Genomic DNA, 21,006 nt, shown 5'->3' on the forward strand with positions numbered 1-21,006 from the left:
AAACTATAAGTAGAAATCCGAGCACTAGTAAGCTCCCGAAAACTTGAGTGAAGCCGACATGTTGCTCGTGAAACGAAAAGAAGGCGAACGCATCTTGGCAAAAATCGCACCCGATGCTCACGTCATTGCCCTTGCCATTAACGGAAAAATGAAATGAAATCCTCCGAACAACTAGCCGACGACTTCAACCAACTCATGACGTACGGCAAAAGCAAAATCACCTTCGTCATCAGTGGATGAAGTTAGTATTGATTGAGCAGGTGTATCGAGCATTTTGTATTATACATAACCAGCCGTATCATAAATTGGTGCGAAAAATTTCACATTTAAGCGCGTGACGGAGAGCTTATCATAAGTAAGTGTGGGTTTGAAGAGACATCTAAAATGCTTATATATTTATGTTTAAAGTGGTTCAATTTATTTTAATAATAAAACTCATTGATCAATTGTTGTAGATGCAAATTTCATAGATAATTTTGCAATTTTCTCATAGGCAAGTGTTATTGTTCCTAGGAAATTTAAAGCAATGAAGGAGGTATCCAAAAACTAATTTAAGGATACCTCCTGATTCTATGCATCAATTATTACTTTCCCTTTTTATCAATCTCCACAACAACTTCCTGTAATCCCTCCTAGAAACTCTATTATGAGAGATATATCGTAAATAAGGATGTTATTGACATCCCAATGTTCATTGATACTTTTCTAAAAGACGATTTTAATAATGATGAGATTATGAAAACTGCACAGTTTATATTTAATATATTAGAGGACACCTTTCAATCTTTTATATTCATCTCGAATAACGAACAAACTTTAAATGTAATTAAAGATTATAAATTTAACAGAATTGACTTAACAGAACCTTATAACTTTTTTAATAGTAACTACCAAGAAACTTATGAGGAATACTTTAAGGAACTAGAAGGGGAATAACCCCAATTTAAAAAACCCTCATTTAGATATAGTACGGAGAACCTTACCATAAGTAAATGAGGTTTTTACTAGTTTGGTATTTTTTCTCATTGTTTGACTGGCCTATGCAAGGTAATAATATAACAACTCACCAAGGTGAATAGTTACTAATCCCAAGTGAATGTGACTGAGGTTCTAAATTGCATTATTCACTTGTATTATTTTAACTAAAAATGTTGTGAACAAGTACCCAAAATTACGTTCATTTTCATAACTTCTCATTTTTAAGACAAGCTATATAAAAAAGAGAAAGGTGATCAAATGGATACTAATTTTGAATTAGGTAGTTCTCAGTATGAATAAACCCTTTACTCCACAACTTGTATATTTTGAACCCCAGGCACTTGATTATCCTCTTGGAAAAGAACTGAAGAAAAAGTTTGAGGAAATGGGGATTGAAACGCGCTTTACGACATCGCATAATCAAATTCGGGATTTGCCGGGGGATACGGACGCTCAAAAATATCGTATCGCAAAATCCACCTTAGTCGTTGGTATACGAAAAACGCTAAAATTTGATACGTCCAAGCCTTCAGCAGAATATGCAATCCCTCTTGCTACAGGGTGTATGGCGCATTGTCATTATTGTTATTTGCAAACGACGATGGGCAGCAAACCGTATATTCGAACCTACGTAAACGTGGAAGAGATTTTCGAAGCGGCTGATCGCTACATCGAAGAACGTGCACCTGAGATTACCCGCTTCGAAGCTGCCTGTACATCCGATATAGTGGGAATTGACCATTTGACGCATTCATTAAAGAAAGCAATTGAACATATTGGTCAAACAGAATTAGGTAGACTACGTTTTGTGACCAAATTTCATTTTGTCGACCATTTACTGGATGCCAAGCATAATGGCAATACACGATTCAGATTCAGCATAAACGCGGATTATGTCATTAAGAATTTTGAGCCCGGTACTTCTCCTCTGAATAAAAGAATCGAGGCAGCAGGGAAAGTGGCGAGAGCAGGCTATCCACTAGGTTTTATCATTGCTCCCATATACCTTCATGAAGGCTGGGAGGAAGGATATCGCCGCATGTTTGAGCGACTTGACGAAGAATTGCCACAGGATGCAAGAGACGATATTACATTTGAATACATTCAACACCGCTTTACGAAGCCCGCAAAAAAAGTGATTGAAAAGAATTATCCGAAGACAAAATTGGAGTTAGATGAAGAAAAAAGACGCTACAAATGGGGCAAGTATGGAATTGGTAAGTATATTTACCAAAAGGATGAAGAGGATGAAATAAAGTCATATCTATACGGCTATATGGAAAAGTACTTTCCGAATGCGAAGTTGGAGTATTTTACTTGAGTAATCAAAAAAAGCGTAAGGATCCAGTGGAAACTGGGACTTTACGCTTTTTGTTGCTGTTAATCCTTTCTATCATCTCCTTTAAATTGTGGGAGACAGGCACTAAAAAAATGCGAATAATAATAAAAAAACGTTTGTAAATTAACTATGATTGTTTGTGACCTGTCTTCATATGATAAATATGTATTAAAAAGCGGTTTTGGCAAAAGATAAGTACGAATCAATATGCGTCGTACCTATTCAGTAATTGAAACAACTGATGTAAAGTAGCGGTTCAAAACTGCTTACGGTAATTACGGATTCAATAATATTTTAATCGAAGGAGGAGTTTAAGTATGAGTATGTTCTCACGGATCGCACTATCTCTAGTTATTATCGGTGCACTTAACTGGGGTTTGATTGGATTATTTCAATTTGATTTAGTTGCAACGATATTTGGTGGTCAAGATGCAATCTTGTCTAGGATTGTCTATGCTCTTGTAGGGATTGGTGGTCTAATATGTCTCGGTCTATTATTTAAGCCAAATGAAGAGGTCGACAAGGTTACCGACCGACCTGCACGTTTCGCCAATTCAAATTTAAGAACAGAATTCGGCGAGGAACCGGATCTTACAAAAGAGCAGGATGTTAAATTGAAAAAGACGAACCGTGGTAAGGATTCTGTAGATTAATTGCAACAAGAAAACAGGTGCTTGTCTCATGTGGCTGTTACAGGTATTGGACGGTTTTTGTAAAGTTTTCGAGTGCAACTTGTCAAACTGTTATGCTTTGGTAAATTAGGGTACCGCCACTTAGAAACGAAACGACCTCCATTAATAGTATTTTCTCAGTACCACCTGCATAAGAATGCCGAAACACAGTTTAGGTTTCGGCATTTTTATTTTATTGTTTTGTGTAGTAAAGACTTTAACTAAAGCGTTTAGACCAACAATAAATACAAAAAATCGTCCTATCTTGTAAAATGAAAGTACTAAACCTACATTTTAGAAAGGACAATTTATAATGGACACAGCAGATTCAGATCTATTCTTAAGAAACTAGGTAAATATGACGTGGATGCCAAAGTGTAGACAATTAACTATATTGGAAAAGTTATCCCTTAGACCAAAATATCATATACAAAAAATTGACTCAATCCAATATTGACTGTGTTCATTTCTTCATCTTAAATATTGTTATAATAAAGAAGTGTCAAAAGCTAAACTGTAGCTTTGGATGCTTTTTTGTACATGATACGGATTTAGGGAGTTGGAATTAGAGATGAATAAGAATGACATAGCAGCGATTCGCAAACAATTTAAGGTGGATACTGATTTACTGAATATCGATGACATTTATAACGTTTACATCAAGCAGGAAAGCAGTGATATCTATCATGAGGAGAGCCAGTCATTTTCCTTGTTGGACCGGGAGCAGCAAGAACTGTTCCTTGATAACTTTAAAAAGGTATTAGGCGGGAAATTGGATGTGAAGCTGTTTGAGGTGAAGTTTCAGCGTCAAGAAGAGGGACAAACCGACCATACGCAGCGACTTTTATATGAGGGGCTTCATGCAAAAAAGGTCAGTGAATGGAAAGTGAATATGCAGCGTATTGCCTTAAAAATGGTTGAGGACACCCAATATGATAAGGACATGGTCGTCACATTTATTCGTGGAAATTATAATAAACCGACGAAACGCAATCCTGATGAAACGGAAATAGACATTCGGAATGAAGTGTATACCACTCCATTTATCCTCAGTAGCATGAATCAGACCGAACTGCCGAAACGTTCACTGGTGTTTGATTTTGTCGAAAGAGAGTTTAAGTCGAGTCTGCTGGCCGATCCCGTCATTAAACTTGCCTCTCCAATTGGTGGATTTCTGTTTCCTTGCTTCACGAACAACGCCGCAGACATCAATCACATCCTTTATGCTGCGGGCAAAGCGAATAAACCGGATGTACAATTTATCGAGAATGTGTTGAACGGCAAGGAAATCATGACTGCCGAGGAAGATAAAGCGGTGTTTGAAGAAATTGTAAAAGCAGTAATTGGTGATGAAGTGAATTCGAAAACCCTCGCAAGTGTATATGATGAAATCAATAATATGTTAGTGATGGAAGAAGAGGATGAGGACGAATATGGGAGTAGTCCTACTTTGGATACTAAAGAGGTTGAACGTGTGCTGAAAGCGAGTGGCGTAACAGATGTGAATACGGAAAAAGTGGAAAAAGCCTTTCAGCAGGTGATCGAAGACAAAACATATGAAATGAAAGCAAGCCATATCGTTCCAAGTTACGCGTCCAAGTCAATCAAAATCAGCACGAAAGTAGCGAATATTACGATCAGCCCACAAGACTTGAGATATGTCAAACAGGTCAATTACAATGGCAAACGCTGTCTAATGATTGAGGTGGAAGAAGACACGATGATTGAAGGATTTAAGCTGCTTCCTGAAGATCTGTTGGAGTAGAAGAGAGATTTGGACGATCCTTCAGCCAGCTATCTAAAATGTAAAAGGGTAAAAACCTCCTCATTTAGACCTGCCACGGGGAACCTTATCATAAGTAAGTACGGTTCTCTCGTTAATGTTACTAATAGTATAAAATAGAAGAATAATCTCTATCTTAGTGAATAGCGTAGTATTTATTTTTAAAAAGTTTAAAGATAAACTACTATTTACTTATTGGTATACTAGTAATAGTACTTATTCTTTCTGAGAGAGTCGTAACTTTATTTGATAATTTGATATTGGACTTGCGTTTGCGACACTCCCTGCAACAGAATATGTTCTGTGAAAATACCGATAAGTAAAGTAGCTTACTTAGATTATTCTTCAAAATGGGAACTAAAATAATTTGACTTCCAATTCTAAGAAAGACCTTAAATATTTACTGCTTCATAAACCTATCTGGTTATATATTAATAATCTGAATTTATTATGTTTACGCAGTTATTGTCTAAATCTATAGTTGGTTTGAATCAGTATTTTTCATCTGTATGACATACAGATACATCATACGCGCTAAATTTACCGAAAATTCATAAAATTGCACGCTTATCAATGTATTTCTTGGAGTACCCAAGTTAAACTAGAACTAGGTGTTTCTTTAATCTTAAAAATATAGATATTCATTGGGTAACATTTACATGCTTATTACTTTTCAATCTATCTCCACTTTAGTATAATTCTAATGTAAGAATGACTATCCGTCATTAGAAACACCCAGTAATAATAGTTATAGATAGAAATTCACTATTTTTCATTATTATTTAGGAGGGTTTAGGAAATGGAAAAAAATGTACATGATAACAATGATGAAAAGCGCCACACAGCGGCAGGAGATGCACAATGTCCGGTAACAGGCGGGCACAGCGATAGTGCGATTACGACATCGAACGAACCAGGCAAAACGCAAAATAAAGACTGGTGGCCGAATATGCTGAATTTGAATATTCTCCATCAGCATGATAAGAAATCGAATCCTCTAGGGGAAGAGTTTGATTACAAAGCGGAATTTGAAAAGCTGGATTATGATGCATTAAAGCAAGATCTTCGTGATTTGATGACAAACAGCCAAGAATGGTGGCCAGCTGACTATGGCCACTACGGCGGATTATTCATCCGTATGTCATGGCATGCCGCAGGTACTTATCGAAATACAGACGGGCGTGGAGGCGGTTCTACTGGAAATCAGCGTTTTGCGCCGCTAAACAGTTGGCCAGATAACGTAAACTTAGATAAGGCACGTCGTTTGCTATGGCCAATTAAGAAAAAGTACGGAAACAAAATTTCCTGGGCCGATTTGCTATTGTTAACAGGAAATGTAGCACTTGAGTCGATGGGCTTTAAAACTTTTGGATTTGGAGCAGGTCGTGAAGACATTTGGGCACCAGAAGAGGACGTTTATTGGGGGAATGAAAAAGAGTGGTTAGCAGATAATCGTTATTCTGGTGATCGCGATTTAGAAAACCCTCTAGCTGCGGTTCAGATGGGCTTGATTTATGTGAATCCAGAAGGGCCAAATGGTAAACCTGACCCTCTAGCAAGTGCCGTCGATATCCGTGAAACGTTTGCGCGCATGGGGATGAACGATGAAGAAACAGTTGCGTTGATCGCAGGTGGACATACGTTTGGTAAAGCCCACGGCGCTGGAGATCCATCCAACGTAGGTGACGATCCAGAAGCCGCTGTAATGGATAACCTTGGACTTGGTTGGAAGAGCACGTACGGTTCAGGAAAAGGTCACGATACCATTTCAAGCGGTATTGAAGGAGCTTGGACAGCCAATCCGACACAATGGGATAATGGCTACTACGAGCAATTGTTTGAATACGAGTGGGAGCTTACGAAATCTCCTGCCGGTGCGTATCAATGGACTGCAAAAGATTTATCAGAACACCAGATGGCACCTGATGCAGAAGATTCTTCAATTAAAGTGAAGACAATGATGACTACTGCCGACATGGCACTTCGCATGGATCCGGCGTATGAAAAGATTTCCCGCCGTTATTACGAAAATATGGATGAGTTCCAAGATGCATTTGCTCGTGCGTGGTTCAAGCTTCTTCACCGCGACATGGGGCCAAAAGACCGTTATTGGGGACCAGAAGTTCCGGAAGAAGAATTGATCTGGCAAGATCCAGTACCGGAAGCACCGGGTACATTAAAAGACAAGGAATTGGATGAGCTGAAAGCGAAAATCCTGGAAAGTGGATTAAATCCACAACAGCTGGTTAAAACAGCTTGGGCTTCTGCCAGTACATACCGCGATTCAGACAAACGCGGCGGTGCAAACGGAGCTCGCATCCGATTCGCTCCTCAACGCGGATGGGAAGCTAATGAGCCGGAAGAGTTGGAAAAAGTGCTCAGCTTCTATGAAAGCTTGAAAGAAAGCACTGGAAATAAAGTAAGCATCGCCGACTTGATCGTGCTTGGAGGAAATGTTGCGCTTGAACAAGCTGTAAAAGCAGCTGGTTTTGATATTGCCGTTCCATTCACTCAAGGCCGCGGAGATGCACTCGAAGAACAAACGGATAAGGAAAACTTTGATGTGTTGGAGCCGGTTTCAGACGGTTTTAGAAACTACCAAAAGCAAGAATATGCTACAAGCCCAGAAGAAATGCTGCTTGATAAAGCGCAATTGCTTGGCTTAACAGCTCCGGAAATGACAGTATTAGTTGGCGGTATGCGCGCATTAGGTGCAAATTACCAAGGGGAAACTGAAGGGATCTTCTCCGACAATGTCGGCGTTTTGACAAATGATTTCTTCACCAACTTGCTGGATATGAACATCGAATGGACGCCAGCAGAATTCAATAAATACGAAGGCAAAAACCGTGCGACAGGCGAAGTAGTCCGCACTGCATCACGTTTTGACCTAGTATTCGGCTCTAACTCCATTCTGCGTGCAATTTCCGAAGTGTATGCACAAGACGACAATAAAGAAAAATTCGTTCGCGACTTCATCCAAGCATGGAACAAAGTGATGAATGCCGATCGTTTTGATCTACAAAAATAATTAGAAAAAATCCTGGTCAGAAGCATAACGCTGACTAGGATTTTTTTTACGAAATAGTTTTCTAGACATCCCCGCATATTTTTAAATTGGATATGTATAAAGGGATGTGACATTGTTTTGCGCACCTTTTTTAGTTAGAAGGATTTTCTATCTAATCTGTTGAATATAAGTAATGAATATATTTCGATCCAACAAAGGACAAGAAAGCAATTAGTTTCTTTATTATGCTCAAATTTTATATTGAATTCTACTTTTATCACAACTAATCTTCTCAAAAAGGAGGCATAGTATGAATCAACTTTACATAAAGCAAATGTGTTAAGTCTAAGTGGCAAATTTACGGTAAAGACCAGCAGGAGAAGGATGTTTATTATGTGGAAGGTAGTTTTATGCAAATTCCAAAGACTTACTCCATTATGAATACAGCAAGAGAAGAAGTTGCACTCATTACAAAAAAGATATTCAGTTTTTTACCAAAGTTTTTTGTAGAAGTGAATGGTCAAGAGGTATTAACGATTAAGAAGGAGTTATCCTTCATTAAAGAACGCTATACGATTGACCCGGCAGGTATTGATGTACATGGAAACTGGTGGGAAATGGATTTTCAGGTGTTACAGTACGGTGAAGTTGTCGGTAAAGTGAGCAAGGAATGGTTCACTTGGGGTGATAGTTACAAGGTTCAAATATTGAATGAAGAGATGGAGTTCATCATTATTGCACTTGTTGTCGCAATTGATTGTGTGAAGGCTGATCAAGCAGCTGCTTCCTCAGCAGCTGTGACGTAAAATAAAGTCATCAAATGTAAAATGCTGTCGGGCTCTTTTTAGAAAGTAGAAATTTAAATCGGGGAAATCATGCATGGTTTAGAAGCATCTGAAGTATAAAAGAAAATATCTAATTCAAGGAGCCTACTAGCATTATGACTATTTGGCTCCTATTCTAATTAGAATTATTTTATTGGGGTAAAATGATTTTTACATCAATCCAATACTTTATTTGCACCTAAATGTAATAGTTGAAAAACCCGCTAGAATGGGTGTGGAAGTGAACAGTATCATAAATAAAATTTAATTTCAGAGTGAACCGCTGCACTGACAAGGACTTAAACCCTCTCTTTTTATGTAATTCTGAGGATCAGCGGTAAAGCTTCCCACTTTATTACCGGCTATAAATAGTTTATAATTATGAGTTGATAGAAGAAATTTAATTTAAAAGTAGATATAGATTGTGATATGGTAATAAATAAGGCAGAAAAGGTGTGTTCCTTGATTGAGCCTGGCTTTTTGTGAAACCTAGTCAGGGGCGTCTTCCTCTTTTTTTGAAAATATACGGGATAAGGAAGGTTATAATGAGCAACCGACATGAAAAAACAGATGTTATCTTAATTGGTGCTGGAGTCATGAGCGCGACTTTGGGAGCGATGCTCAAAGAGTTGGCACCGGAATGGGAAATCAAAGTGTTTGAGAAGCTCGAAAAAGCGGGAGCGGAAAGCTCCAACGAGTGGAATAATGCGGGTACGGGGCATGCTGCGCTGTGCGAGCTTAACTATACACCAGAGAGATCTGACGGATCTGTAGAAATCAGCAAAGCGATAGCAATTAATGAACAGTTTCAGCTTTCTAGACAGTTTTGGTCTTATCTTGTAAACAATAAGCGAATCAGCAACCCGCAGGACTTTATTATGCCAATACCTCATATGAGTATGGTACAGGGCGAAAACAATGTAAGATTTTTGGAAAAACGCTTTGAAGCGCTGTCAATGAATCCTCTTTTTAAAGGAATGGAATATTCCGATGATCCTGAAAAGCTGAAAGAATGGTTTCCTCTCATAATGGATGGCCGTACATCTGATGAACCGATTGCAGCAACAAAAATTGACTCTGGAACGGATGTCAATTTCGGCGCTTTAACGGAAATGATGTTTGACCACTTAAAGAATAAAAAAGTGGAGATCAACTACAAGCATAGCGTCAAGGATATTAAACGTACCAGCGACGGCTTGTGGGAAGTGAAAGTTCAAAATATAGATAACGATAAAATTGAATACCATACTGCAAAATTTCTCTTTATCGGAGGCGGGGGCGGAAGTTTGCCTTTGCTACAAAAAACCGGTATTCCCGAATCAAAACATATTGGAGGATTCCCGGTAAGTGGGATGTTCCTGGTCTGCAAGAATCCGGAAATCGTTGAGCAGCATCATGCAAAAGTATACGGCAAAGCTAAGGTCGGAGCTCCTCCGATGTCGGTTCCGCATCTAGATACAAGATTTATCGGTAATAAAAAATCGTTGCTGTTTGGACCATTTGCCGGCTTCTCGCCAAAGTTCTTAAAAACAGGCTCCAATCTTGATTTGATCGGTTCAGTAAAACCGAATAATGTCTTCACTATGCTGGCTGCAGGAGCAAAAGAGATGCCATTGACAAAATACCTGATCCAGCAAGTCTTGTTATCGAATGAAAAGCGCATTGAAGAATTGCAGGAATTTATTCCAACCGCTAAACTCGCGGATTGGGATGTAGTGGTAGCAGGCCAACGTGTGCAAGTCATCAAAGATACAGAGGCCGGTGGTAAAGGGACGCTTCAATTTGGTACTGAAATTGTCACCGCTGCTGATGGATCGATAGCTGCTTTGCTGGGGGCTTCTCCAGGTGCTTCTACTGCCGTTCACGCCATGCTTGAGATATTCAAAAAATGCTTTCCACAGCATCAGGAAGAGTGGGAACCGAAGATAAAAGAAATGATTCCTTCTTACGGAGTTTCACTGGCTGACAATCCACAACTATTTGAAGAAATTCACACTTCAACAGCAAAGGTGCTTGGCCTGAACGAAATGAATATTTCTGCTTCTGCCTCTACTGACGAGGAAGTAACACTGGTAAATGAATAAGGTAGTAACCCTTTTTTAATCAATGGGATTTCAATAGTACGTCTAGAATAAATTAAAAAGGAGAGAGCTTCGTTGCTGAAGCTTTCTCCTTTTTATTATCTAATATTATCTAAATTTATAACCCTTTTTTAAAATATGGAACTTTTTTCAGCGCAATTACTGCTGGAATAGCGACAAGGAGTCCGACCACGTTTTGGACGATATTGCCCGGAATCGAGGCTGCAGGGATAATCCAGCTACTAAAGATGATGGCTTCACCGATGTAATAGACAACGAGCATAACGGGAATTGAGACGACAGCGGCGATGATATTGAAAGTTTTGCTGCCGCCGTTGAGGCCGTTTGACCAGGCAATATTTCCTACGATATATCCTTGAAGTCCACGTGCCAATATGGTTATCGGAGCCCATAATGTCCAGCCAGATACCAAATCGAATAATCCCATTCCGATAGCTCCGGCGATGAGGCCTTTTTTAGGGCCGAATAACATGGAGATGATGAAGAGCATTGCTGTTCCCAAGTGGACCAAACCGCCATTCGCCGTAATTGGCAATTTAATATTCAATAACAACGTGGCAACAAAGACAAGGGCAATGGCCATTGAGGTCAGGATCAAATCGAATGTTCGTTTGTTTGAATAAGTGGTTGTTATAGTTTTTTGCATAGCTTGTACCGTCCTTTATCTATTCAATTTTTGAGCGTCTTCAGAAGTTACTGTAAACTCTTTAAGCGTTCTATATTCCTGCTAATAGTAGCAAAGTCTTGGTCTAGTTAAAAGTATCAATTTTAGATAATTCTTAGGGGTCAGTTAAGAATGAAGTCAAATTTAAAACCTTAAAAAGGCGACAAGGCACTACCTTGTAAGGTCAATTCCCAATTGAAATTTGTTGAAATTGGCGATTGTTGAGTTCACTCATCGGCCTGTTGCGTGAGTTGCGCCCAATGATCTCGGCAAGCAGTTCAGTACAAAAGTTCATATCGTTTGTATTTGAATTTAATCAAAAAGGAGTCATAATAGTTGAAAAAAATAGAAAAGAAATATCGGGGGTTTATACTGCATTAGGTTTAGGAATTGGCTTACTATATGGAATTATTAGTAGCAATCTGGCATTTGGATTAATATTCGGATGTGGAGTAGGAGTGGTAATTGATAGTATAATTTATTCTAATAAAAAGGTTAATTAGTTACATTATGCTTCAATATAGGATAATTAATTGTACCTTTTACGGTCTATGGTCGGTCAATAGCTGCTTTTTATTAGAAAAAGACGTAATCTAAGCTATCTTATGACAAGTTTTATGGCAAATAACTAATAAATAAGTGTAGTTTTCCTTCAATAAGATGAAGTTTGTAAGTAATATCATCATTAAATTGCTATATTTGGTAGTCGAAAGATTATAAATATACTTATTTTACTCCTCCTTTCTCTACTTTAAGTACAGATTTTAACCTTACTCTCTAAATTTATGGATTATTATTCCACTAGTAAAAGTAATTCCTTTAAAAATATTTTATTGTTTTCAAAATGTATACGTGTACACATTTTGAAAACAATAAGTATACAAAAGTGTAAACATGTACACAAAGATGTACACATGCCGTTAAATAAGGATGTATACAATATTGTTTACAAGTATACAAAAAGAGTCTAATTGTATACTTTAAGAGTACAACTATAGATGGATTGACTCAGCTATTAACCTGGTATAATCTTTAATTTAAGATTGAAATAGAAACATATAAATGAGAGGAATGATTTGATGAATACTTCTAGAATTTGTGCAATTGATGTAGGAAATGACTCGGTTAAAGCTTTATTTGGAAAGTCGGACTATGAATTATACATACCCAATGTAATTGCGAGGGCTACTGAAGACAGACCAGTTATAGGAATCGAAGACTTAAATGAAAAGGATCCGATTGAGGGAATTCATATTAAAGTTCACTCCCCTGCCTTAAGAGAGAATAATGTTGTTTATCGTGTTGGTAGCTTAGCGACAAAAAGCGACAATGCAAGTGAACTAGACCCAGGTAGCAGCAAATCAGAGGAAGATCAAACTTTGGTTATGCTCTTTGCTTCTTTAGCATTAGATGCAGTTAGGGAAGAAAATTCTGGTATTTTCAAAAAGAATAATAATGTAATTGATGCAAATTATACGCTAGGTACGGGATTACCACTTCGTGAAGTAAAAGAAGGAAAAGATGTAGGTTATCGCTCACAGCTATTAGGATCGGTTCATCAAGTTGAATTTTTAGTAACTCCTAAATACCAGGGATTAAAGGTTAATATTAAATTTGACCAAGTAAAGATTTACCCTGAGGGGTTCGCTGCCTATATTAACTTGGTAATGGACAAAGATTTAAATATTATTAACAGAGACTTAATTGACAAGAGTATCTTGATTCAGGATATTGGAGGCCTATCAACTGATGTGGCTGTCATTAAAAATCGTAACGTAGACGATGATAAAGCACAGGGGTTCAATCTTGGCGTATCTGAAGCTTTAGAGGCAATAAGAGAAGAAATTAGATTAAAACATGGTGTTGAATTAGATAGTCGCAGAGATGTTGTAGATATCATCACTAGAAAAAATGATCGAAATCATATTATGGTAAAAGGAAGCCGCACAAGCGTCCATGATATTACAGATCGAATTCTTTTAGAGTTAGCTAAGAAAGAATATCGCCATTTACGTAATGTTTGGCAAAAAAATTCCCAAACAGAAATCTGTTATTTTGTAGGCGGCGGAGCCATCGTTTTAAAAGAATATATCAAAACAATTAATAATAATTTAAATGGCTACAATATTGAATTCTTTGAAGACGAAAAGGAAAGTATTTGGATGATGGCAAATGCTTATTATAAATTAATCTCTGATTTTGTTAGAAAGAATAATAAAGAAGTAAATAATAAAGAAGTAAAAAATAAAGAGTTAGTAAACAAAAAGTAGAAAAATAGGGTGATTTCATGGAAAAGTCAGGAATGACTGGCATTCAGAGGGGGCAGGCGATTACATTTCGTCTTCCTGCTGACACTCCTGAACACATCATAAAGCAAATGCAAAAGTTAAAGGATACTGAGAGAAGAAACTTTTCTAGCAAAATGGCAGAGTTTATTTTAGAAGGGGTAAGTCACTCCTTGTCCATTGAACGAGAAACAGTAACGATTCCTCTTCCAAAACAATTAAGTAAGGAACAGCGTAGCTGGCTTAAACATTCACATTCAGAAGCATTGTTAGGGAGTATTGTCTATCAATTGTTAGCTGATCCAGCTCGCGCGATGTCAGTGCTGGCATCCCTTAATAGCAATGCTTTGGATATTGACCAAGCGTTGTATTTACAAGACAGTCAGACTAAAAAGATAGATGAAGAATTAACATCAGCCGGCTTTAAGTCTAACAACTCAACTAAATTAGAGGTAAATCAAGAAGTATTTGTTAATGAAGACCTGGAAGATGATTTGATGAACTTTGATTGGGAAAAGGCTAAACAAGAGCATGCTGCTTCAGAGGTAGATTCAGACGAACATGTTGAAGAAGAGGATGCAGATGATTTACTTGGTGGTTTCCTATCAAAAATGAATAAATAACTATGGCTATTTAATAAAAGCCATAAAAATCAATTCATCTCACCAATTGTCTATAACAAATCAAGATTAATGTTGATTTTAAACGCAGTCGATTAGAATTTATCAAATTAAATGCCCTTGTTACGTTAATCGTAACAAGGGCATTCTTATAGCAAATTTTAATGTTGTGAAAAGATCTTAGTGAAGTGGGTGGGAAAATGTCAACGATTAAAGCTGAAAATAGACATGGAAATAAGCTGAATTTATTTAACTTAACTTGGCCTATTTTTTTAGAAGTGTTTCTTTTTATGTTAATGGGAATCGTTGATACGTTCATGCTCAGTGCACTATCTGACGATGCAGTGTCAGGCGTTGGTGCAGCCAATCAGTATATACATATAGCCATTTTAGTACTAGAGGTAGTCGGAACAGGTGCGGCAATTGTTGTATCTCAATACCTTGGTTCAAAGCGATTGAAAGAAGCATCCAAAATATCTGCCCTAGCTGTTACATTAAATTTAGGTATTGGTCTCCTGATCAGTGCTGGTTATCTGGTGTTTTCAAAAAGTATGATGACAGCCATGAATCTACAAGGAGAGGTATTGGCGCATGCTGAACAATATTTGTCTATTGTCGGAGGGGCAATTTTTCTTCAGGCCATCATTAATTCATTAGCTGCCATTATTCGCGTACATGGCTATACAAAACAAACCATGTTCGTTTCATTAGGTATGAACATTATTCACGTTGTCGGCAATTATTTGCTGATTTTTGGTCACTTTGGATTTCCAGAATTGGGTGTTCAAGGTGCAGCTATTTCATCCGTCATTAGCCGTTTTATTGCACTGATTTTCTTCTTTTGGTTACTCTATCAAGTAGTCGAATATCGTATAAAGTTTCACTATTACATTACACTATCAAAAGAATATATTGGTAGAATATTGAATATAGGGATTCCGGCAGCGTTTGAGCAAGTGATGTATCAAGCGTGTCAACTGGTCTTTTTATATTACGCAACATATTTGGGTGCAGCATCATTAGCTGCCAGACAATATGCTATGAATATCTCCATGTTCACATTTTTATTTGCCATTGCTATAGGTATGGGTACGGCCATCATTATTGGCAGATTAGTGGGGGCGAATGAAAAAGAAGAAGCCTATACGCGATTATGGAAAAGTTTGAAATATGCTCTTATCTTTACAGTAATTATGGTTATTCTCGTGATGATTTTCCGCTATCAGCTCATCGGCTTGTTTACGGATAATCCTGAGGTCATTAAAATAGCAGCATCCGTTCTTTTGCTAGGTATATTTTTAGAAACTGGTCGTACGATGAATATCGTGATCATTAATTCCTTACGTGCAACTGGGGATGCAAAATTCCCTGTTCTAATAGGTGTATTTTCAATGGTTTTGATGAGCTTACCATTAGGGTACTTTTTAGTTTTCCATTTAAATATGGGCCTCCCAGGTATATGGCTAGCCATTACAGTAGATGAATGGACACGAGCTATAATTATGTATTTTCGTTGGAAAAGTAGAGCTTGGGAAAAATATGCCCTTGTTCCCCTTGAAACTTCAGAGAAAAAAGCTACAACTCAATAAATTTTTAACGAAAGCAGTGAGGAGTTCCTCATTGCTTTTTATTATAGCTAGAATTGTTAAGAATTAAATCAGTCACTATGATATGTTATTTATAACTCCGTGGAGGCGGTCGAATGTCAGATAAAATGCAAAAGTATAACGAAATAAATGAAAAATGTAAGAATTATCGGACGCCTTTGATCGAAGTTTATTGGACTATACAAATTAATTCGGAATATGACGTAAATCAAACAGATAGCTATATACCAATTCAGATTGAAGAATAAAGGAGAGTCAATATAATGGCTTTTATTAAAGGAGTTCATATCAACGCACCTGTGGAAAAGGTATTTAAGGCTGCATCAGATTTCAACAATTCTGTATTCATCATGGATAACGTAGTAGGAATTGAAATATTAACGGAAGGACCGGTTCAAAAGGGAACGAAAATAAAAGAAATAAGAGAAGTTAGAGGAAGAACGATAGAGTCGATATTAATTTTTACAGAATACGTTTCTAACCAAAAATATTCTGTGAAAAGTGAAATTAATGGAATTTTAATTGGATATCACTATTCTTTTCATCCACAGGATAGCGGAACAGTTGTTAATTTTGAAGGTTTTATTCGGACAAAAGGTTTCAAGAATGCCCTTCTGAAACCGATTATTACAGCAATAATTAAAAAGGAAGATGGAGATCATCTTGACAAACTAAAAGACTTTATTGAGCGAAAAGAAGGGTTAAATATGTGAACAGAATGAATTTACTTTTCAGCCTAAACGTTCTCAAACGCCTGACAAATGAGCCATTTAAAGAATATACCTTGTTAGACATTGGGTATTAAAAACCTTAATAACTGCGATAAGCACTATCCCAAGTTATAAGAATAGAATCAGTAATAGACCCAATTTTCTAAGAAAAAGCAGGTGCTTATTTGGATATATTTATATTTATTTTCATCATTTTGGTTGCCTCCATATTACAAACAAGTACAGGGTTTGGTTTTTCAATTTTAGCTACACCATTTCTTCTTTTATTATTTAAACCAATGGAAGCGATTCAAATCAATTTAATTTTATCGCTAGTCATATCTTTTGCCTTAATCATTAAAATAAAAAAAGATATAGACTATGGGATTTTGAAACGATTTATTATAGGTAGTACTAGTGGATTACCAATAGGTATTATGATCTTTTTAGTATTGGATTTAAAGAATTTGATGTTGGGAATAAGCCTTATCATTTTAGGTTTAACTCTATTGCTAATACTAAAGTTCCGTATCACTCAAACAAGAAGAAAAGACATAGTTGTAGGTGGTCTGTCGGGAATGTTGACAAGCAGTATTGGCATGCCCGGACCGCCCCTATTGCTTTATTTTTCAGGAACAGATACTGATAAATCGAAATTGCGAGGTACTACTTTAGCATTTTATTTATTTATCTATTTGATGAGTTTAATCATTCAAGTTATTTTTACTGGAACAAATAAAACGATCTGGATTTCAAGTATGTATGCCTTACCTATCGTATTTGTAGGTTTATTTTTGGGTCAGATTTTGTTTAAATCGATTAACCAAAATTTTTTCCGGATATTTACATATATAATCCTGCTATTTACAGGCATTTATATGTTAATCGAGGGTTGGAAGTGAATAAATCAAAATAGGGAATCGAAAATTGTAGGATATTCATAAGCTTGAAATCGGTTACGGGAATATCGTTCGTGAATGTTGTTCTGGGACTTAATCAAACTATTTATTTAAAAGGGGTTTAAGTAAATGAAAGAATTAATTCGACAGAAACTTATAGAAATTGAAGAAAACTATCAGGTGAAAGTGTTATACGCTGTGGAATCTGGTAGCCGAGCATGGGGATTTCCTTCGAAAGACAGTGATTATGATGTAAGGTTCATTTATGTTCATCAACCAGATTGGTATCTGTCCATTGATCCACAGGGAGTGGGTAAGAAGCGAGATGTAATTGAAGTGCCTATCAACGATTTGCTGGATATAAGTGGATGGGAAATCACGAAAGCATTACGGCTTTTTCGTAAAAGTAATCCAGCCCTCCTTGAATGGATGAGAAGTGATATTGTTTATTATCAAGCGTATTCATTTATTGATCAAATGTGGGAGTTGGAACCTCAAGTTTTCTACCCCAATGCGACGATCTATCATTATTTAAATATGGCGAAAAACAATTATCGTGAATACTTACAAGGCTCAGAAGTGAAAAGTAAAAAGTATTTCTATGTGCTTAGACCTGTATTGGCTTGTAAGTGGATTGAAGAGAATCGAACAGTGCCACCCATTAGTTTTCAAGAACTAGTAAATGAACTATTGCCTGTCGGCGAGGTGAAAAGTGAGATCGAACTTCTCTTAAAACGTAAAATGGCAGGTGATGAATTAGATTTGGAACCAAGAATTCATCTGATCAATTATTTCCTGGGAAATGAAATGGAGCGTTTGGAAGCATTCGTCAAAACAATTTCAGTAGATATTGAAGATCCTACGGCAAAGTTAAATGTGTTATTTAGAAGTACCTTGAATGAAGTTTGGGGATAAGGGTGTTAAAAGAATCTAATGTTGGACAAGACATTGCAAATAGTATTAAAATTTCCGAAAAAATAGTACTGACTATTAACTATCTAAACTGAAAGGTGACGATTAGATGAATCATACAGAAGAAGGATTTATTCCGGTTACAGGTGGAAATGTTTATTATAGAAAGACCGGAGATGGCCCTGGTGTCCCTCTACTGGTGCTGCATGGTGGACCAGGTGGGATGAGCAGAGAATCGGATCCACTAAGACTTTTAGGTGACGATCGACCGGTGATTCACTATGACCAGCTTGGCTGTGGGAATTCTGATCGTCCTGAGGATTTGTCATTATGGACTGTAGAACGTTACGTTAAAGAATTGTCGCAAGTAAGAGAGGCCCTAGGATTGGAGGAAGTTCATATTCTCGGACATTCATGGGGGACGATGCTCGCAGCAGCGTACCTGCTTCAACAACCAAAAGGCGTAAAAAGTGTAATTTTTTCTAGTCCGTGCTTGAGCGCACGTATGTGGGAGCGTGACCAAAAAGACTATTTGAAGGGTTTACCGCAAGAGTCACAGGATATCATTGAACGTAGTGAACGAGACCATACAACTGACTCAGATGAATACCAACAGGCTATGATTCAGTTTTATGAACGTCATGTGTGCCGAGCACTTCCTTGGCCACAAGAACTTCTGGACAATATGAAAAAATCGAACCATACCATTTATGGATTCATGTGGGGAGCATCCGAGTTTACCGTAACCGGCACATTACAAGATTTTGATGTAACCGATCGATTGAACGAAATCATCATTCCAAGTCTTTTTACATGCGGTCATTTTGATGAAGCAACGCCTAAAACAACGAAATACTATGCAGATTTGGTTCCAGGATCTGAGTTTCATGTATTCGTGAACAGTTCACATATGCCTGGAGTAGAAGAACCTTATACATATGCGAATAACGTTCGAAATTTTTTGAACAGTCTAATCTCGCAAAATGAATTTTAAAATAGTAGGTAAATAATACTGAAAGCCTTCAGTGACGAAACCACAGATGGCTTTAGATGTACTTTAACTGGCAATAAATGATTGATATTTCAGATATCCAAATGTTTTTTGGTTGCTTTAGAGGGAAATATACTCTATAAATGAAATGAGAGACTTTAAAATTACATTAGTTGGGTGTAAAATAAAATCAATCGACATAGACAAAAGGGGTCCTGACAATGAGTAAATATGAACTTGAAATCGTAAAAAGTACGAATATGAAAGACAAAATTCAAAAGGATCAAGTTCCATTTGGTAAAACTTTTACGGATCACATGTTTATCATGGATTATGAAACAGGTAAAGGTTGGTATGATCCGAGAATTGTTCCTTATGCACCAATCACATTAGACCCTGCCGCTATGATTTTTCATTATGGACAGACTGTCTTTGAAGGAATGAAAGCCTATCGAGGAGAAGATAATCGCATTTTATTATTCAGACCTGATAAGAATTTACAAAGATTAAATCTATCTAGCGAACGTTTATGTATACCTCCTATTGATGAAGAACGTGTGATGGATTACCTTACACAATTGATTAGCCTTGAACAAGATTGGGTGCCATCTAAAGAAGGAACCTCTCTTTACATACGTCCGTATATCATTTCAACGGAGCCGGGTCTTGCGGTAGCACCTTCCCAAACATATAAACTAATGATTATCCTTGCACCTGTTGGATCTTACTTTAGTGGGGGCATTAAACCGGTCAGTATCAGTGTAGAAGACCAGTTCACTAGAGCTGTAAAAGGTGGGACTGGTATGGCGAAGACTGCAGGAAACTATTCGTCTGGTTTCCAAGCACAAGCCAAAGCAGGCAAAGAAGGTAATGCTGACGTCTTATGGTTAGATGGCGTAGAAAAAAGATATATTGAAGAAGTTGGTAGCATGAACATCTTCTTTAAAATTAATGGTGAAGTTGTAACTCCTGAATTGAATGGATCCATTCTAAAAGGAATTACAAGAATGTCAATTATTGAATTGCTAAAAGAATGGGACATCCCAGTTGTCGAAAGAAAAATATCTATAGAAGAGTTGTCTCAAGCATATACGGAAGGCAAGCTAGAAGAAGCCTTTGGCACAGGGACAGCAGCGGTCATTTCTCCTGTTGGAGAGTTGAATTGGTTAGGTCGAAAAATGATTATTAACAATAATGAAATAGGCGAAGTATCTAAAAAATTATACGATACGATTACAGGTATTCAAACTGGCAAGTTAGAAGATCTACACGATTGGACAGTAGAAATTAAATAAAAAGAATGGGTAGAAAATAACCCATGTAGTAATTGCAAAAGATGCCCTCACGAGTAGATTTTTACTTGTGAGGGCATCTTACATTAAACTAGTCAATCGATGGCGCTAAGCATTCAAGTGCAAATCAATTTAAAACATTACTGCAACTGATTAAGTTACAGTAGTTAAAGAATATTACGCGGGTATTTCTGGGTTTAACGGAACGGCTGTCCACCATGTTGGCAGCTGGATGGCTTTAAAGGCATGAAGTAATTTGTAGTTGTTACGGATATATTAGTAGGAAATTTTTTAAGTTTGTAGATTATCATATTAAGTC

At 37.2% G+C, this 21,006-nt stretch carries 16 protein-coding genes and 2 pseudogenes; 17 read left to right on the forward strand and 1 reads right to left on the reverse strand.

Features of this window, described 5'->3' with window-relative positions; genetic code table 11:
* Positions 1-31: 31 nt before the first annotated feature.
* From C406_RS20025 to C406_RS0101440, 7 genes and pseudogenes are all read left to right on the forward strand, one after another.
* Positions 32-338 (forward strand): annotated as a pseudogene (locus C406_RS20025) (23S rRNA (pseudouridine(1915)-N(3))-methyltransferase RlmH); the annotation flags it as partial.
* A gap of 932 nt (positions 339-1,270) precedes the next feature.
* Positions 1,271-2,299 carry a spore photoproduct lyase gene (gene splB, locus C406_RS0101410; protein ID WP_017378799.1) on the forward strand — a complete coding sequence of 343 codons (1,029 nt, stop codon included), beginning with the start codon at positions 1,271-1,273 and terminating at the stop codon, positions 2,297-2,299.
* A 335-nt stretch (positions 2,300-2,634) separates the two neighbouring features.
* Positions 2,635-2,970, forward strand: a complete 336-nt coding sequence (locus C406_RS0101420; protein ID WP_017378801.1) for a DUF378 domain-containing protein — start codon at positions 2,635-2,637, stop codon at positions 2,968-2,970.
* 589 nt (positions 2,971-3,559) lie between these two features.
* Positions 3,560-4,753, forward strand: a complete 1,194-nt coding sequence (locus C406_RS0101425) for a DUF4317 domain-containing protein (protein ID WP_017378802.1) — start codon at positions 3,560-3,562, stop codon at positions 4,751-4,753.
* Between the two features lie 817 nt (positions 4,754-5,570).
* On the forward strand, positions 5,571-7,802 hold the full coding sequence (gene katG, locus C406_RS0101430; protein WP_017378803.1) for a catalase/peroxidase HPI: 2,232 nt from the start codon (positions 5,571-5,573) through the stop codon (positions 7,800-7,802).
* Between the two features lie 289 nt (positions 7,803-8,091).
* Positions 8,092-8,587 (forward strand): annotated as a pseudogene (locus tag C406_RS19170) (LURP-one-related/scramblase family protein).
* 563 nt (positions 8,588-9,150) lie between these two features.
* Positions 9,151-10,689 (forward strand): malate:quinone oxidoreductase, encoded by a 1,539-nt coding sequence (locus tag C406_RS0101440; RefSeq protein ID WP_017378805.1) that lies wholly within the window; start codon positions 9,151-9,153, stop codon positions 10,687-10,689.
* 115 nt (positions 10,690-10,804) lie between these two features.
* On the opposite strand, the gene C406_RS0101445 is transcribed toward C406_RS0101440, so the two are convergent.
* On the reverse strand, positions 10,805-11,353 hold the full coding sequence (locus C406_RS0101445) for an ECF transporter S component (protein ID WP_017378806.1): 549 nt from the start codon (positions 11,351-11,353) through the stop codon (positions 10,805-10,807).
* A 239-nt stretch (positions 11,354-11,592) separates the two neighbouring features.
* Here C406_RS0101445 and C406_RS0101450 point away from each other — a divergent pair, with 239 nt between their 5' ends.
* The 10 genes from C406_RS0101450 (at position 11,593) to C406_RS0101495 (ending at position 20,690) form a co-directional block, all read left to right on the forward strand.
* A complete protein-coding gene (locus C406_RS0101450; RefSeq protein WP_192812562.1) occupies positions 11,593-11,874 on the forward strand; it encodes a hypothetical protein in 282 nt (93 codons plus the stop codon).
* 576 nt (positions 11,875-12,450) lie between these two features.
* Positions 12,451-13,641 (forward strand): ParM/StbA family protein, encoded by a 1,191-nt coding sequence (locus C406_RS0101455; protein WP_017378808.1) that lies wholly within the window; start codon positions 12,451-12,453, stop codon positions 13,639-13,641.
* 17 nt (positions 13,642-13,658) lie between these two features.
* Positions 13,659-14,279, forward strand: coding sequence for a hypothetical protein (locus C406_RS0101460; RefSeq protein ID WP_017378809.1), 621 nt, complete (start codon positions 13,659-13,661; stop codon positions 14,277-14,279).
* A 197-nt stretch (positions 14,280-14,476) separates the two neighbouring features.
* Positions 14,477-15,865: an MATE family efflux transporter gene (locus C406_RS0101465; RefSeq protein WP_017378810.1), complete on the forward strand. Its 1,389-nt coding sequence runs from the start codon at positions 14,477-14,479 to the stop codon at positions 15,863-15,865.
* Positions 15,866-15,978: 113 nt separating this feature from the next.
* A complete protein-coding gene (locus C406_RS20415) occupies positions 15,979-16,131 on the forward strand; it encodes a hypothetical protein (protein WP_017378811.1) in 153 nt (50 codons plus the stop codon).
* Positions 16,132-16,146: 15 nt separating this feature from the next.
* Positions 16,147-16,596 (forward strand): SRPBCC family protein, encoded by a 450-nt coding sequence (locus C406_RS0101475; RefSeq protein ID WP_017378812.1) that lies wholly within the window; start codon positions 16,147-16,149, stop codon positions 16,594-16,596.
* A gap of 182 nt (positions 16,597-16,778) precedes the next feature.
* Complete coding sequence (locus C406_RS0101480; RefSeq protein ID WP_017378813.1) at positions 16,779-17,495, forward strand: sulfite exporter TauE/SafE family protein; 717 nt, start codon at positions 16,779-16,781, stop codon at positions 17,493-17,495.
* A gap of 126 nt (positions 17,496-17,621) precedes the next feature.
* Complete coding sequence (locus C406_RS0101485; protein WP_017378814.1) at positions 17,622-18,407, forward strand: nucleotidyltransferase domain-containing protein; 786 nt, start codon at positions 17,622-17,624, stop codon at positions 18,405-18,407.
* Between the two features lie 106 nt (positions 18,408-18,513).
* A complete protein-coding gene (locus tag C406_RS0101490; protein ID WP_017378815.1) occupies positions 18,514-19,398 on the forward strand; it encodes a proline iminopeptidase-family hydrolase in 885 nt (294 codons plus the stop codon).
* Between the two features lie 218 nt (positions 19,399-19,616).
* Positions 19,617-20,690 (forward strand): branched-chain amino acid aminotransferase, encoded by a 1,074-nt coding sequence (locus tag C406_RS0101495; RefSeq protein WP_017378816.1) that lies wholly within the window; start codon positions 19,617-19,619, stop codon positions 20,688-20,690.
* The last annotated feature ends 316 nt before the right edge of the window (positions 20,691-21,006 follow it).

It is taken from the genome of Paenisporosarcina sp. TG-14, assembly GCF_000297555.1.
Taxonomy (GTDB): Bacteria; Bacillota; Bacilli; order Bacillales_A; family Planococcaceae; genus Paenisporosarcina; species Paenisporosarcina antarctica.